The sequence below is a fragment of the Pseudomonas sp. NPDC089996 genome (genome assembly GCF_044748405.1).
Lineage (GTDB): Bacteria > Pseudomonadota > Gammaproteobacteria > Pseudomonadales > Pseudomonadaceae > Aquipseudomonas.
The window spans coordinates 1-14407 of sequence record NZ_JBIVGA010000014.1; the positions used below are offsets into that span (position 1 = coordinate 1).

The 14407-nt window shown below is 62.2% G+C and carries 14 protein-coding genes; 4 read left to right on the forward strand and 10 right to left on the reverse strand.

The genetic code is table 11. From position 1 onward, the window contains the following. Window positions 1-111: 111 nt before the first annotated feature. On the reverse strand, window positions 112-870 hold the full coding sequence (locus ACIPW4_RS21715; protein WP_400661369.1) for a Nif3-like dinuclear metal center hexameric protein: 759 nt from the start codon (window positions 868-870) through the stop codon (window positions 112-114). A 168-nt stretch (window positions 871-1038) separates the two neighbouring features. On the opposite strand from ACIPW4_RS21715, the gene algW reads away from it, so the two are divergent. Beyond that, window positions 1039-2199, forward strand: a complete 1161-nt coding sequence (gene algW, locus ACIPW4_RS21720; RefSeq protein ID WP_400661371.1) for a Do family serine endopeptidase AlgW — start codon at window positions 1039-1041, stop codon at window positions 2197-2199. A gap of 34 nt (window positions 2200-2233) precedes the next feature. Here algW and ACIPW4_RS21725 read toward each other — a convergent pair whose 3' ends face one another. The 4 genes from ACIPW4_RS21725 to ACIPW4_RS21740 form a co-directional block, all read right to left on the reverse strand. Next, the gene (locus ACIPW4_RS21725) at window positions 2234-2998 is read right to left on the reverse strand and encodes an amino acid ABC transporter ATP-binding protein (RefSeq protein WP_054899237.1); all 765 of its coding nucleotides are present in this window, start codon (window positions 2996-2998) and stop codon (window positions 2234-2236) included. Between the two features lie 10 nt (window positions 2999-3008). After that, entirely contained in the window at window positions 3009-4106 is a 1098-nt protein-coding gene (locus ACIPW4_RS21730) for an amino acid ABC transporter permease (protein ID WP_400661373.1), read from the reverse strand. A 10-nt stretch (window positions 4107-4116) separates the two neighbouring features. After that, complete coding sequence (locus ACIPW4_RS21735; protein ID WP_400661374.1) at window positions 4117-5295, reverse strand: amino acid ABC transporter permease; 1179 nt, start codon at window positions 5293-5295, stop codon at window positions 4117-4119. Window positions 5296-5362: 67 nt separating this feature from the next. Then, window positions 5363-6391: an amino acid ABC transporter substrate-binding protein gene (locus ACIPW4_RS21740; RefSeq protein WP_400661375.1), complete on the reverse strand. Its 1029-nt coding sequence runs from the start codon at window positions 6389-6391 to the stop codon at window positions 5363-5365. 331 nt (window positions 6392-6722) lie between these two features. On the opposite strand from ACIPW4_RS21740, the gene ACIPW4_RS21745 reads away from it, so the two are divergent. After that, window positions 6723-7379: an alpha/beta hydrolase gene (locus tag ACIPW4_RS21745; protein WP_400661377.1), complete on the forward strand. Its 657-nt coding sequence runs from the start codon at window positions 6723-6725 to the stop codon at window positions 7377-7379. Window positions 7380-7480: 101 nt separating this feature from the next. Continuing rightward, entirely contained in the window at window positions 7481-8956 is a 1476-nt protein-coding gene (gene rhlB / locus ACIPW4_RS21750) for an ATP-dependent RNA helicase RhlB (protein WP_400661379.1), read from the forward strand. A gap of 164 nt (window positions 8957-9120) precedes the next feature. Here the strand turns inward: rhlB and moaE are convergent, their stop codons facing one another. The 5 genes from moaE to ACIPW4_RS21775 all read right to left on the reverse strand — a co-directional run bounded on the left by moaE (window position 9121) and on the right by ACIPW4_RS21775 (window position 13312). Next, window positions 9121-9567 (reverse strand): molybdopterin synthase catalytic subunit MoaE, encoded by a 447-nt coding sequence (moaE, locus tag ACIPW4_RS21755; RefSeq protein WP_400661380.1) that lies wholly within the window; start codon window positions 9565-9567, stop codon window positions 9121-9123. A gap of 2 nt (window positions 9568-9569) precedes the next feature. Continuing rightward, complete coding sequence (gene moaD / locus ACIPW4_RS21760; RefSeq protein ID WP_400661546.1) at window positions 9570-9815, reverse strand: molybdopterin converting factor subunit 1; 246 nt, start codon at window positions 9813-9815, stop codon at window positions 9570-9572. Next, on the reverse strand, window positions 9815-10285 hold the full coding sequence (gene moaC, locus ACIPW4_RS21765) for a cyclic pyranopterin monophosphate synthase MoaC (RefSeq protein WP_085675049.1): 471 nt from the start codon (window positions 10283-10285) through the stop codon (window positions 9815-9817). Before moaC ends, moaD begins: the two co-directional genes overlap by 1 nt. A 224-nt stretch (window positions 10286-10509) precedes the next feature. Continuing rightward, window positions 10510-11904 carry a PhoH family protein gene (locus ACIPW4_RS21770; RefSeq protein ID WP_400661381.1) on the reverse strand — a complete coding sequence of 465 codons (1395 nt, stop codon included), beginning with the start codon at window positions 11902-11904 and terminating at the stop codon, window positions 10510-10512. Window positions 11905-12184: 280 nt separating this feature from the next. Continuing rightward, window positions 12185-13312, reverse strand: a complete 1128-nt coding sequence (locus ACIPW4_RS21775; RefSeq protein WP_400661383.1) for a polysaccharide deacetylase family protein — start codon at window positions 13310-13312, stop codon at window positions 12185-12187. Between the two features lie 137 nt (window positions 13313-13449). Here ACIPW4_RS21775 and yaaA point away from each other — a divergent pair, with 137 nt between their 5' ends. Further along, a complete protein-coding gene (gene yaaA / locus ACIPW4_RS21780) occupies window positions 13450-14229 on the forward strand; it encodes a peroxide stress protein YaaA (RefSeq protein WP_400661384.1) in 780 nt (259 codons plus the stop codon). Window positions 14230-14407 lie beyond the last annotated feature (178 nt).

Genomic DNA, 14407 nt, shown 5'->3' on the forward strand with positions numbered 1-14407 from the left:
AGTTGGCACGGGCTTCGCCCGTGTTCGCGGGCAAGCCCGCTCCCACAGGGGCCGCGCAAGCTTTTCAAATTTCGAGCAAGACAGTTGCTCCCACAAGGTTCCGTGTCGGTCTCAGATCGGATTCGGGCAATCGATGAACAGGTGCTCCAGGGCAAAGCGCCGCGCCAGGTAATCACCCAAAGCCTGCACGCCATAGCGCTCGGTGGCATGGTGCCCAGCGGCCATGAAGCTGACCCCGTTCTCCCGGGCGCTGTGATAGGTCTGCTCTGACGCCTCGCCAGTAAGGTACAGGTCCACCCCCGCCGCAATCGCCGTGTCGATGTAGCCCTGCCCGCCTCCGGTGCACCATCCAACCCGGCGAATCATCTCGCTCCCTTCGACCAGCAACGGCTCGCGGCCCAGCACCTCCTGCACCCGGCGGGCGAAATCGCGTGCGGTCACAGGCTCCGCCAATGAACCCACCAGCCCGACCACCTTGGGGTTTTCCGGGTCCAGTGGCCCTTCGACGGTGATATCCAGCTGCCGCGCCAGCTGCACGTTGTTGCCGACCTCAGGGTGTACATCCAGCGGCAGATGAAACGCCAGCAGGCTGATGTCGTGCTTGAGCAGTGTTTTCAGGCGGCGCTGACGAATGCCGGTGACGCACGGGTTCTCGCCCTTCCAGAAGTAACCATGGTGCACCAGGATCAGGTCGGCCTCGGCTTCGACCGCGGCATCCAGCAGCGCCTGGCTGGCGGTGACGCCGCTGACGATACGACTGACCTGCGGCCGGCCCTCGACCTGCAGGCCATTGGGGCAATAATCCTGGATCTTCGCGCTGCCCAGGTAGCGTTCGGCTTCCTCGACCAGTGTGTTGAGAGCGACGGCCATGAAAATCTCCTCGAAATCTGCGCTTTTCTCGGGCGCAACGCCTGAAGAACGCCCGTATAATGCCGGCCATTATGGGCCGTCGCCGGCATCGGGGGAACCGGTGCATGATCGCGCGCGCTCATGCCCCACTGCGCGGCCACTGGCCCCCGCTCTTTTCAGGACTCGTTCATGTTCAAGGCTTTGCGTTACTTTGGCTGGCCCCTGCTCACCGGTATTCTGATCGCCGTACTGATCATCCAGCGCTACCCGGAATGGGTCGGCCTGCCCAGCCAGGACGTCAACCTGCAGCAGGCTCCGCAAACCTCGCGAATCATGCAGGGCCCGGTTTCCTACGCCGATGCCGTGAGCCTCGCCGCCCCCGCAGTGGTCAACCTGTACACCACCAAGGTGGTGAACAAGAGCGCCCACCCACTGTTCGAAGACCCGCAGTTCCGCCGCTTCTTCGGTGACAACCTGCCCAAGCAGCGCCGCTGGGAGTCCAGCCTGGGGTCGGCGGTGATCATGAGCCCGGAAGGCTACCTGCTCACCAACAACCACGTCACCAGCGGCGCCGACCAGATCGTCGTGGCCCTGAAAGACGGCCGCGAGACCCTGGCGCGGGTGATCGGCAGCGATCCGGAAACCGACCTGGCGGTACTGAAGATCGACCTGAAAAGCCTGCCGGCGATCACCATCGGCCGCTCCGACACCATTCACATCGGCGACGTGACCCTGGCCATCGGCAACCCGTTCGGTGTCGGCCAGACCGTGACCATGGGCATCATCAGCGCCACTGGCCGCAACCAGCTGGGCCTGAACAACTACGAAGATTTCATCCAGACCGACGCGGCGATCAACCCGGGCAACTCCGGCGGTGCGCTGGTGGATGCCAATGGCAACCTGGTCGGTATCAACACGGCCATCTTCTCCAAGTCCGGTGGCTCCCAGGGCATTGGCTTCGCCATCCCGGTCAAGCTGGCGCTGGAGGTGATGAAGTCGATCGTCGAACACGGCCAGGTGATCCGTGGCTGGCTGGGCATCGAAGTGCAGCCGCTGAGCCAGGAACTGGCTGAATCGTTCGGCATGCAAGGTCGCCCAGGCATCGTGGTGGCCGGCATCTTCCGCGATGGCCCGGCGCAAAAGGCCGGGTTGCAGCTCGGTGATGTGATCCTGAGCATCAATGGCGAGCCAGCCGGTGACGGGCGCAAGTCGATGAACCAGGTGGCGCGGATCAAGCCGAACGAGAAAATCACCATCGAGGTGATGCGCAATGGTCAGCAGCTCAAGCTGATTGCCGAGGTGGGGCTGCGCCCACCGCCCGCGCCTGCTCCGGCGAAAGATGAGAAATAATGAAAAGGGGCCGCATTAGCGGCCCCTTTCTGCATCAGTGCAGGATCTGGCTGAGGAACAGTTTGGTCCGGTCGCTGCGCGGCCGGTCGAAGAAGTCATCCGGCGCCGCCTGCTCGACGATCTCCCCCTTGTCCATGAAGATCACCCGGTTCGCCACGGTGCGGGCAAAGCCCATCTCGTGGGTCACGCAGAGCATGGTCATGCCGTCTTCGGCCAGGCCGACCATGGTGTCGAGCACTTCCTTGACCATTTCCGGGTCCAGCGCCGAGGTCGGCTCGTCGAACAGCATGATCTTCGGCTTCATGCACAGCGCCCGGGCAATCGCCACACGCTGCTGCTGGCCGCCCGACAACTGCCCCGGGAACTTGTGCGCCTGCTCCGGAATACGCACCCGCTCCAGATAATGCATGGCGATTTCCTCGGCCTTGCGCCGCGGCATCTTGCGCACCCACATCGGTGCCAGGGTGCAGTTCTCCAGAATGGTCAGGTGCGGGAACAGGTTGAAGTGCTGGAACACCATGCCTACCTCGCGGCGGATCGCCTCGATCTGCTTGAGGTCGTTGGTCAGCTCCACGCCATCGACCACGATGCGGCCCTGCTGGTGCTCTTCCAGGCGGTTGAGGCAGCGGATGGTGGTCGATTTGCCCGAGCCGGACGGGCCGCACAGGACGATGCGCTCGCCCTGGCGCACGTTCAGGTTGATGTCCTTGAGCACATGGAACTGGCCATACCACTTGTTCACGCCCTGCATCTGGATGATGCCTTCGGGGCCGGCAGGCTGCTTGATCGCTTCACTCATTTCGAAACTCCTAACGCTTGTGGCCAGTGTCCAGCTTGCGCTCCAGGTGCATGGAGTAGCGGGACATACCGAAACAGAAAATCCAGAACACCAGGGCGGCGAACACATAGCCCTCGGTGGCCATGCCCAGCCAGGCCGGGTCGGCGGCGGCTTGCTTGACGCTGTTGAGCAGGTCGAACAGGCCGATGATGATCACCAGGCTGGTGTCCTTGAACAGGGCGATGAAGGTGTTGACGATGCCAGGGATCACCAGCTTGAGCGCCTGCGGCAGAATCACCAGGCCCATCGAGCGCCAGTAGCCCAGGCCCATGGCCGCAGCAGCTTCGTACTGGCCCTTGGGGATGGCCTGCAGACCACCGCGCACCACCTCGGCGACGTACGCCGACTGGAACAGGATCACCCCGATCATCGCCCGTAGCAGCTTGTCGAAGCTCATGCCTTCGGGCAGGAACAGCGGCAGCATCACCGACGACATGAACAGCACGGTGATCAGTGGCACGCCACGCCAGAACTCGATGAAGGTAACGCAGACCACCTTCACCGCCGGCATCCTCGAACGCCGCCCCAGGGCCAGCAAGATGCCCAGCGGCAAGGCGCCGACGATGCCCACGGTGGCGATCACCAGGGTCAGCATCAGGCCGCCCCACTGGCTGGTCGGCACATTTTCCAGCCCCAGCCAGCCGCCATGCAGCAGCGTATAGGCAAGGAATGGGTAGACCACCAGGAAGCCCAGGCCATAGATGGCCTTGCGCGGGAAGCGTTTGATGAACAACGGTGCGGCACCGAGCACGGCCAGCCATACGGTCAGGTCGACGCGCCAGCGCAGCTCGACCGGGTAGTAGCCGTACATGAACTGGCCGAAGCGCTGCTGCACGAACACCCAGCAGGCGCCCTCCTTGGTGCAATCGGCGCGGGTGGTGCCGACCCAGTTGGCATCGATCAACGCCCATTGCACCAGCGGCGGCACGATCAGCCACATCAGGTACACGGCGAACAGGGTCAGCAGGGTGTTGAGCCAGCTGGAGAACAGATTTGCACGCATCCATGCGAGCACGCCGACGGTTTTTACCGGTGGCGGCATGTCAGGTTTGAAAACATGGGCATTCACGGGCGTATCCTCACCGCTCGATCAGCGCAATGCGCTTGTTGTACCAGTTCATCAGCAGCGAAATGCTGATGCTGATGGCGAGATAGACACTCATGGTGATAGCGATCACCTCGATGGCCTGGCCGGTCTGGTTGAGCACCGTACCGGCGAACAGCGAGACCATCTCCGGGTAGCCGATACCGGCCGCCAGCGACGAGTTCTTCGCCAGGTTCAGGTACTGGCTGGTCAGCGGCGGAATGATCACCCGCAGTGCCTGGGGGATGATCACCTTGCGCAGGGTCGGGCCTTCGCGCAGGCCAAGCGAACGGGCCGCTTCGGTCTGGCCATGGCTGACCGAACGGATACCGGAGCGCACGATTTCGGCGATGAACGCTGCCGTGTAGATGGTCAACGCCAGGGTCAGCGCCAGCAGTTCGGGGATCAGCACCCAGCCACCGACGAAGTTGAAGCCCTTGAGCTGCGGCACTTCCCAGTGCACCGGGCTGCCGAACAGCAGCGCGCAGGCGCCGGGAATGGCAATGAGCAGCGCCAGCCCCACCCAGAACTTGTGGAACGGCTCGCCGGTTTCGTCGAAACGCTTGTTGGCGTAACGCACCATCGCCACGATCGCCACCAGCGCCAGCACCAGGGCAACGACGAACGGCCAGAAGCCCTCCGCCATCGAGGCGCCGGGCATGTTCAGGCCACGGTTGCTGATGAAGAAGGTGTCGTCGAGGTTGATGCTGCCCCTTGGCCCCGGCAGAGTCAGGAACACCGCGAAATACCAGAACAGGATCTGCAGCAGTGGTGGGATGTTGCGGAAAGTCTCCACATACACGGTCGCCAGCTTGCTGATCATCCAGTTCGGCGACAGCCGCGCCACGCCGATGATGAAGCCGAGGATGGTCGCGAGGATCACGCCGATGAAGGTCACCAGCAGGGTATTGAGCAGGCCGATGACGAACACCCGCGCATAGCTGTCGGACTCCACATAGGGAATCAGATGCTGGGCGATGCCGAAGCCGGCGCTGCGCTCGAGGAAGTCGAAACCCGAGGTGATGCCCCGGTGTTGCAGGTTGGTCTGGGTGTTGTGGAACAGGTACCAGCCCAGGCCCACCACGAAGACGATGGTCAGAATCTGGAACAGCCAGGCGCGCACACGCGGGTCGTTCAGGGACAGCCCCTTGGGTGCGCCAATTTGATTTTGCATGAAGTGCCCCGAAAAATAGGGATTCGAACAACCTGCGGCGGCGGGATGCCGCCGCAGGGTGCAGCCATCAGCGCACAGGTGGCGCGTACTGGATGCCGCCGTTGTTCCACAGGGCGTTCATGCCACGGTCGATCTTCAGGTCGGTGCTCTGGCCCAGGTTCTTCTCGAACACTTCACCATAGTTGCCGACCTGCTTGACGATCTGCACTACCCAGTCCTTGGGCAGCTTGAGGTCCTTGCCATATTCGCCATCCGCGCCCAGCAGGCGAGCGACGTCCGGGTTCTTGGTGGCCTTGGCCTCGGCCTCGACGTTCTTCGAGGTGATGCCGGCCTCTTCGGCGTTGAGCATGGCGAACAGGGTCCACTTGACGATGCTGAACCACTCTTCATCGCCTTTACGCACCACCGGGCCCAGCGGCTCCTTGGAAATGGTTTCAGGCAGCACCATGTATTCGGTCGGCGCCGCCAGCTTGGAGCGCTGGGCGAACAGCTGCGACTTGTCCGACGTCAGCACGTCGCAACGGCCGGATTCCAGCGACTTGGCGCTTTCGTCAGAGGTGTCGAAGGTGATCGGGGTGTACTTCAGGCCGTTGGCACGGAAGAAGTCCGATACGTTCAGTTCGGTGGTGGTACCGGCCTGAATGCAGATGGTCGCGCCGTCGAGTTCCTTGGCGCTGGAAACACCGAGCTTCTTGTTGACCAGGAAGCCCACGCCGTCATAGTAGGTGACACCGGCAAACACCAGGCCCATGCCGGCATCGCGCGAGCTGGTCCAGGTGGTGTTGCGCGACAGCACGTCGACTTCGCCCGACTGCAGCGCGGTGAAGCGTTCCTTGGCGTTGAGCTGGCTGAACTTGACCTTGGTCGCGTCACCGAACACGGCGGCGGCCACCGCGCGGCACACATCGGCGTCGATACCGACGATCTTGCCTTGCGCATCAGGTACCGAGAACCCTGGAAGACCGTCGCTGACGCCACACTGGACGAAGCCCTTCTTCTTTACCGCGTCGAGTGTGGCGCCGGCCTGGGCGGTACTCACGGCGCCCAGTGCGGCGGCAGCGGTCAGGACTGCCAGGGTGGTTTTCAACATCTTCATTCACAACCTCCAAATCGCTCTTGTTGTACGAGCCGGAATTGCACCGCACCCTTTTGAGGCGCATCCGACCCTTGTTGGCTTGTTATTGGGTCAATTGGCGCAATGGGCTGTTCTATGACAGCCTTCGCTTACAAAGGGTGTTACCGTCACGGCCTGCCCTTTGCATCAATTGAGCAAGTGCAAAGCGCGTACCAGATTTTCCGGCTGTAGCGTTTAAGCGCTCGTCAAGTAGTGAAAGTTGTATCGTTGCGACATTCTTTTACTGACAATCATTTCCAGCGCCTTCTTTTCACGCACGCCATAACAAGTCCCGCACTCTTTCGGAGCAGTCATGACCCACCCGCTGATTCTCGAACCCCAGAAAACCGCCGACGCCTGTGTGATCTGGTTGCACGGTCTGGGTGCCGACCGTTACGACTTCCTACCTGTGGCCGAATTCATGCAGGAGCGCCTGCTCAGTACCCGCTTTGTCATGCCCCAGGCGCCGACCCGCCCGGTGACCATCAATGGTGGCTACGCCATGCCCAGCTGGTACGACATAAAGGCCATGACCCCGGCTCGCGCCATCGACGAAGCGCAACTGGAAGAATCGGCCGAGCAGATCATCGCCCTGATCAAGGCCGAGCAGGCCAAGGGCATCAACCTGTCGCGCATCTTCCTCGCCGGTTTCTCCCAAGGCGGCGCGGTGGTGCTGCACACGGCTTATATAAAGTGGCAGGAGGCGCTGGGCGGCGTGATCGCCCTGTCCACCTATGCCCCGACCTTCACCGACAGCCACCAGCTGAGCGCCTGCCAGCAACGCACCCCGGCCCTGTGCCTGCACGGCGTGCACGACCCGGTGGTGATCCCGTCCATGGGCCGGACAGCGTTCGAGTACCTCGATACCTGGGGCATTGCCGCCCGCTGGCACGAATACCCGATGGAGCACGAAGTGGTGGTCGAGGAACTGAGCGATATCCACGACTGGCTGAGCAAGCAATTGCAATAAGCCAACCCCATTTGTAGTTGTGGGAGTTTTCCGCTACGCCGCGCCCAAATCTTGCATTACACTGCCCGGCGTACATTCCTTAACCAGTTGATGAGACGATCGTGCTCAAGGCACTCAAGAAAATATTCGGCAAAGGAGACGCCGCGCCGCAGGCCGTCGCTCCCGCTGCCAGCGTGACGCCAGCGGCGCCCGCGCCCACCGCAGAGGCCAGGCCCGAGCCCAAACCCGCCGCGCCGCGCGCCAAGCCCGCCGCCAAGCCAGCCACCCAGGCCGAAGCCGCCGCCGATACACCCTCGCCTGCCGACAAGCCGGCCAGGGACAAACCACGTCGCGAACGCAAGCCCAAGCCCCAGGCGAGCCTGTGGAAGCCGGAAGACTTCGTGGTCGAGCCGCAGGAAGGCAAGACCCGTTTCCACGACTTCAAGCTTTCCAACGAGCTGATGCACGCCATCCATGACCTCGGGTTCCCTTACTGCACGCCGATCCAGGCGCAGGTACTGGGTTACACCCTGGCAGGCCAGGACGCCATCGGTCGCGCCCAGACCGGTACCGGCAAGACCGCGGCGTTCCTGATTTCGATCATTTCCCAGCTGCAGCAGACGCCGCCGCCGAAAGAGCGCTACATGGGCGAGCCGCGCGCGCTGATCATCGCGCCGACCCGCGAACTGGTGGTGCAGATCGCCAAGGACGCCGTTGCCCTGACCAAGTACACCGGCCTGAACGTGATGAGCTTCGTCGGCGGCATGGACTTCGACAAGCAGCTCAAAGCCCTGGAAGCGCGCCACTGCGACATCCTGGTTGCCACCCCGGGCCGCCTGCTGGACTTCAACCAGCGCGGCGAAGTGCACCTGGACATGGTCGAGGTGATGGTGCTGGACGAAGCCGACCGCATGCTCGACATGGGCTTTATCCCCCAGGTGCGGCAGATCATCCGCCAGACCCCGCCGAAGAGCGAGCGTCAGACCCTGCTGTTCTCCGCCACCTTCACCGAAGACGTGATGAACCTGGCCAAGCAGTGGACCACCAACCCGGCGATCGTCGAGATCGAACCGGAGAACGTCGCCAGCGAAACGGTCGAGCAACACGTCTACGCGGTGGCCGGCAGCGACAAGTACAAGCTGCTGTACAACCTGGTGACCCAGAACAAGTGGGAACGGGTGATGGTGTTCGCCAACCGCAAGGACGAGGTGCGGCGCATCGAGGAAAAACTCGTGCGCGACGGTATCAATGCCGCGCAGTTGTCGGGTGACGTGCCGCAGCACAAGCGTATTCGTACCCTTGAGAACTTCCGTGAAGGGCGCATCACCGTGCTGGTGGCAACCGATGTGGCCGGGCGCGGGATTCACATCGATGGCATCAGCCATGTGATCAACTTCACCCTGCCGGAAGACCCGGACGATTACGTGCACCGCATCGGTCGCACCGGGCGTGCGGGCGCTGAAGGTGTATCGATCAGCTTTGCCGGTGAGGATGACTCCTACCAGCTACCGGCGATCGAAGAGCTGCTGGGGCGCAAGATCAAGTGCGAGATGCCGCCGGATGAATTGCTCAAGCCGGTACCGCGCAAGCATCACTGATCTTTGAGTGTGTCACTGCCCCCCCTGTAGGAGCGGCCTTGTGTCGCGAAAGGGCCGCGAAGCGGCCCCAGGACTTCAGCATTAATGCACAGATTGCAGGGGCCGCTTTGCGGCCCTTTCGCGACACAAGGCCGCTCCTACAATAGTGGCCAGTCCAGCCTTGGCTACCAGCGTTCGGCAGCATCCTGGTCACTCTGCCTGCCTTCCACCCATCTAGGCCCTTCCTGGGTATTTTCCTTCTTCCAGAACGGCGCCCGGGTCTTCAGGTAATCCATGATGAAGTTGCAGGCATCGAACGATGCCTGTCGATGGGCACTGGCCACACCGACGAACACGATCGGCTCGCCCGGCTCCAGCGCACCGATGCGGTGCAGCACCTCGACCTTGAGCAACGGCCAGCGCTGCTCGGCCTCGACCACGATCTTGGCCAGGGCCTTTTCGGTCATGCCCGGGTAATGCTCGAGGAACATCCCCGCCACTTCCCGACCCTCATTGAAATCGCGTACATAGCCGACGAAGCCGACCACGGCGCCGACGCCGACATTGGCGGCATGCATGGCATTCAGCTCGGCCCCAGGGTCGAACGCCCCATGTTGCACTCGCACTGTCATGTTCAGCCTCCGGTCACCGGCGGGAAGAACGCCACTTCATCGCCCTCTTCCAGCGGCTCGTCGAGCTTGCACAGCTCTTCGTTGCGCGCACACATCAGGTTCTGCTCGGCCAGCACCGCGTACTGCCCGCCCTTGGCCACCAGGGCCTGGCGCACATCTTCGACAACCTTGAACTCGCCTTCCAGGCGCTCGGCATCGACGCCCAGCAGCTCGCGGTAACGGGCGAAGTACATCACCTTGACCTTCATCATGCCTCCACCTTGTAGTGCCCGCTCTTGCCACCGACCTTTTCCAGCAGCCGCACCTGCTCGATGACCATGCCCTTGTCCACGGCCTTGCACATGTCGTAGATCGTCAGCGCAGCGACGCTGGCGGCGGTCAGTGCTTCCATCTCGACGCCGGTCTGCCCGGCCAGCTTGCAGCGGGCGACGATGCGCACCGCATCCTGGCCTTCGGCGCTCAGCTCGACCTTGACGCTGGTCAGCATCAGCGGGTGGCACAGCGGGATCAGGTCGCTGGTCTTCTTCGCCGCCTGAATCCCGGCAATCCGCGCCACGGCGAACACATCGCCCTTGGGATGCTCGCCGTCGACGATCATCTGCAAGGTCTGCGGCAACATGCGCACCCGCGCCTCGGCCACGGCCTCGCGCTCGGTCACGGCCTTTTCAGTGACGTCGACCATGTTGGCGCGCCCCTGGGAATCAAGATGTGTCAGCACTGCTCTGCTCCTGTGAAGGGAACAGAGAGTGTAAACCCGTGGGTCAGGTTTGCGCAGTGGAATGTATCTGACAGTAATACGCGACCCATTTGTGGGAGCGGCCTTGTGTCGCGAAAGGGCCGCGAAGCGGCCCCAGGTTTTCAGCAGTGATGCTCAGTTTGCTGGGGCTGCTGCGCAGCCCTTTCGCGACGCAAGGCCGCTCCCACACGGCCCGCCGTTGATGTTTACAGGTGAGACTCGGCGTACTCGGCCAGCACCGAGCGTGGCACACCCTGCAAGGTGATGTGCACGCCATGGGGGAAGTCCTTGAAGCGCTCGGTCAGGTAGGTCAGACCGGAGCTGGTCGCGGACAGGTAGGGCGTATCGATCTGTGCCAGGTTGCCCAGGCACACCACTTTGGAGCCGGAGCCGGCCCGGGTGATGATGGTTTTCATCTGGTGCGGCGTGAGGTTCTGACACTCATCGATCAGGATCAGGCTCTGCTGGAAGCTGCGCCCACGGATGTAGTTCAGCGACTTGAACTGCAGCGGTACGCGCTCGAGGATGTATTCGACGCTGCCATGGGTGCTTTCGTCATCCATGTGCAAGGCTTCGAGGTTGTCGGTGATGGCACCCAGCCAAGGCTCCATCTTCTCCGCCTCGGTTCCCGGCAGGAAGCCGATCTCCTGGTCCAGCCCCTGCACGCTGCGGGTGGCGATGATGCGCCGGTAGCGCTTGCTGACCATGGTCTGTTCAATGGCTGCTGCCAAGGCCAGGATGGTCTTGCCGGAACCGGCAGCACCAGTCAGGTTGACCAGGTGGATATCCGGATCGAGCAAGGCGAACAACGCCAGGCTCTGGTGAATGTCCCGCGGCTTCAGGCCCCAGGCTTCCTGGTGCAGCAAGGGCTCCTGATGCAGGTCGAGCAGCAGCAGTTCGTCGTTGCGGATGCCTTTTACCCAGCCGACAAAACCCTGCTCGTCAATGATGAACTCGTTGATGTGCACCGCTGGCAGATTGTCGATCATCTGCACCCGATGCCAGGTACGGCCACGCTCCTGGCGGGTGTCGACCTTGCTGACGCGGTCCCAGAAGGACCCCGTCACCGAGTGATAACCTTTGGACAGCAAAGACACGTCATCGACCAGTTGGTCGGTGCTGTAGTCCTCTGCCGCGATGCCACAGGCACGCGCCTTCAGGCGCATGTTGATGTCTTTGGTGACCAGTACCACGTCCAGGTCGGCGCGGCGGGTACGTACTTCGAGCAGGGTGTTGATGATGATGTTGTCGTTGAGGTTTTCCGGCAACAGCTTGCTGGGTTCGTTGCGCGGGCTCATCAGGATCGACAGGTAACCTTTGGGCCCGCTCTTGCCACGCTGGATCGGCACGCCCTGCTCGACATCGCTGGGCGAAGCGTCACCGAGGGTCTGGTCGATCAGGCGGATGGCCTGGCGACATTCGGCGGCGATGGTCTGTTTACCGGTCTTGAGCTTGTCGAGTTCCTCCAGCACCGTCATCGGAATGGCGACGTGGTGCTCCTCGAAGTTGAGTAATGCGTTGGGGTCGTGAATCAGGACGTTGGTATCGAGCACATAGAGGATTGGCTTGCTGGAGGAAGGGTTGCGTCCTTGGTCATCCATACTCGGTCACCTTATATCGAAGCCACACGGCACGCTCTGTGGTGCCGCAGAGTGACTGCCGTTCTTCCCGTATCCGCGTTGCTACGGGCGGGAAGCGTACCTGGCAAGGTGGGCTGGATGACGCCACCTGTGCTGCAGGAATCGGCTGTCTGCTTTCTTCATACCGCAAAAACGATGACCGAAAAAAGCATTTTTACGTGTTTTTGAAGTTTATTTTTCCGATTGACGATGAGCGCTTGGCGGCAAGGCCAGACGGGGCTACATTCAGAAGTCACACCCTCTATTCACGGTATGCGTAATCGCGGCAATCCTCCCAGCCGATCCCGCTTTGCACCGTGCTGTGCAGCAGCCATTCGACCGCCACCTGTGCCTTGGGAAGGCTGTCATGGAACTGGATCACCCCTTTGCGCCATAGCAGCATCAAGGTCATCACACGTTGGGCCGAAGCTTCGGCAGTCAGCGGGCCATCATCCTGAGCATCGATGTCCCATAGCGACACCCGCAACTGCTGGCTGGCCATGAACGCTTCACCGTCGGCTCGCCGCTGGCCATAAGGCGGGCGGAACAGCGGCACGTATTGCGCCGGCAGGTCGGCCTGGACCCGGGCTTGAGCGCGCTTGATGGAATCCTGCCAACCCTGCCACTGGGCATGAGAGCGATACTCCCAACCCTGGATACCGACGCATTGGCCGGCGTAAAGCTGCCCCAGCGCATTGGCCGCGCCGGTATCGCGCCGTTGCTGCAGGCGATTGCCCAATACGAAGAAGGTGCCCTGCAGCTTCTGCTTGCGCAGGTATTGGGCAAGCATGTCGGTGCTACCGCCGTCGGGCCCGGGGCCACCGACGAAGGTCAGCAGGAACATACGGTCGTTCAGTTCATCGCCATTGCGTTCGCGGCTGGACAGGCGTTCGACCTCGCTGCTGGTCTGCGGCAGCAATGCTGCCTTGCGCAGTTGCTCGTCCAGATACCGAACATGGAACTGATGGCTGGGCTCGATCCAACCCGTGTAGAACGTGCCGACATCGGTAGCGAATGTCGCCGCTCTGGTACGCAAGTCGGCCATGGATTCAAGCAGGTAGCAGAACGAGGCATCCTGCTCGCAGCTGCGCTGGGCCTGCTGGTAGGCCTGCCACAAACGCTGCCACATCTGCGCGCGCACAGCGCGAACCTTCTGCAGGTTGATCTGGCGCAACCCCAACCGCCCGGCCAACGCGCCATCGTCGAGCAGCTCGCTTTCATGCAGCACTTGGGCAAAGGACAGGATCTCGGCCCGCGAGGCGACGTCGAACAGCACCGGGCTGTCCAGCTGCTCGGGCCACTGGCTGCGGTCCAGGCTGGCCGGTGGCAGGGGGGCGGCCTGGGCGGCCAGGCTCAACAAGGTGGCCAGCAAGGCCCCGGCGATGCGCACGATCGGTCTCTCCGTGACAGCCAAAACGGGCACTATAGCGCCTGCTTCGGCGATGGTCTGTGTCTATTGTCGCCATAGTTTGGCGTTACCGGCCCCGATCCGTAGAATTCACCGCAACGATTCCAGGAGCCGACCCGATGCTGACGGTGATTTCCCCCGCCAAGACCCTCGATTACGATACCGCGCCGGTGACCGAGCGTTTCACCCTGCCGCAATACCTGGACGATTCCCAGGAACTGATCCTGCAGCTGCGCGAGCTGTCGCCGGCGCAGATCAGCGAGCTGATGCACCTGTCCGACAAACTCGCCGGCCTCAATGCTGCGCGCTTTGGCAGCTGGACCCCGGACTTCACCCCGGCCAACGCCAAGCAGGCGCTGCTGGCATTCAAAGGTGACGTGTACACCGGCCTGGATGCCGAAACCCTCGGTGAGGACGACTTCAGCTACGCCCAGGAACACCTGCGCATGCTTTCCGGCCTGTACGGCCTGCTGCGCCCACTGGACCTGATGCAGCCCTACCGCCTGGAGATGGGCACCAAGCTGGCCAACGGCCGCGGCAAGGACCTGTATGCCTTCTGGGGCACCCGCATCAGCGAATGGCTGAACCAGGACCTGACCGACCAGGGCGATGACCTGCTGCTGAACCTTGCCAGCAACGAGTACTTCAGCGCAGTCAAACGCAGCGCGTTGAAGGCTCGGGTGATCAATATCGACTTCAAGGACCTGAAAAACGGCCAGTACAAGATCATCAGCTTCTACGCCAAGAAGGCCCGCGGCATGATGAGTCGGTTCGTGATCCAGGAGCGGGTCAATGATCCGGAACAGCTCAAGCAGTTCGATGTGCAGGGCTACTACTACAGTGCCGAGCAGTCCAAGCCGGATCATTTGGTGTTCCTGCGCGACCACCCGTCCGAGTAAACCTGTCACGGCCATTCGCGGGTTTACCCGCGAAGAGGCCAGTAGCCGCAACAAACCTGTCACGCCCTGCAACGGGGCAGGCTTCAAATAGCCACCAAGTCATTATTCTGGCGCCATAAAACCATCACTCACCCACTTATCGCCAAACGCCATAAGACCGTTCGTACTTTTTTGACGA

What these genes read in the sequence shown, in the direction of transcription:
- ACIPW4_RS21715 (WP_400661369.1), bottom strand. Translation starts at nt 870, where the DNA reads ATGGCCGTCGCTCTCAACACACTGGTCGAGGAAGCCGAACGCTACCTG.
- algW (WP_400661371.1), top strand. Translation starts at nt 1,039, where the DNA reads ATGTTCAAGGCTTTGCGTTACTTTGGCTGGCCCCTGCTCACCGGTATT.
- ACIPW4_RS21725 (WP_054899237.1), bottom strand. Translation starts at nt 2,998, where the DNA reads ATGAGTGAAGCGATCAAGCAGCCTGCCGGCCCCGAAGGCATCATCCAG.
- ACIPW4_RS21735 (WP_400661374.1), bottom strand. Translation starts at nt 5,295, where the DNA reads ATGCAAAATCAAATTGGCGCACCCAAGGGGCTGTCCCTGAACGACCCG.
- ACIPW4_RS21740 (WP_400661375.1), bottom strand. Translation starts at nt 6,391, where the DNA reads ATGAAGATGTTGAAAACCACCCTGGCAGTCCTGACCGCTGCCGCCGCA.
- ACIPW4_RS21745 (WP_400661377.1), top strand. Translation starts at nt 6,723, where the DNA reads ATGACCCACCCGCTGATTCTCGAACCCCAGAAAACCGCCGACGCCTGT.
- moaE (WP_400661380.1), bottom strand. Translation starts at nt 9,567, where the DNA reads ATGACAGTGCGAGTGCAACATGGGGCGTTCGACCCTGGGGCCGAGCTG.
- moaD (WP_400661546.1), bottom strand. Translation starts at nt 9,815, where the DNA reads ATGAAGGTCAAGGTGATGTACTTCGCCCGTTACCGCGAGCTGCTGGGC.
- ACIPW4_RS21770 (WP_400661381.1), bottom strand. Translation starts at nt 11,904, where the DNA reads ATGGATGACCAAGGACGCAACCCTTCCTCCAGCAAGCCAATCCTCTAT.
- yaaA (WP_400661384.1), top strand. Translation starts at nt 13,450, where the DNA reads ATGCTGACGGTGATTTCCCCCGCCAAGACCCTCGATTACGATACCGCG.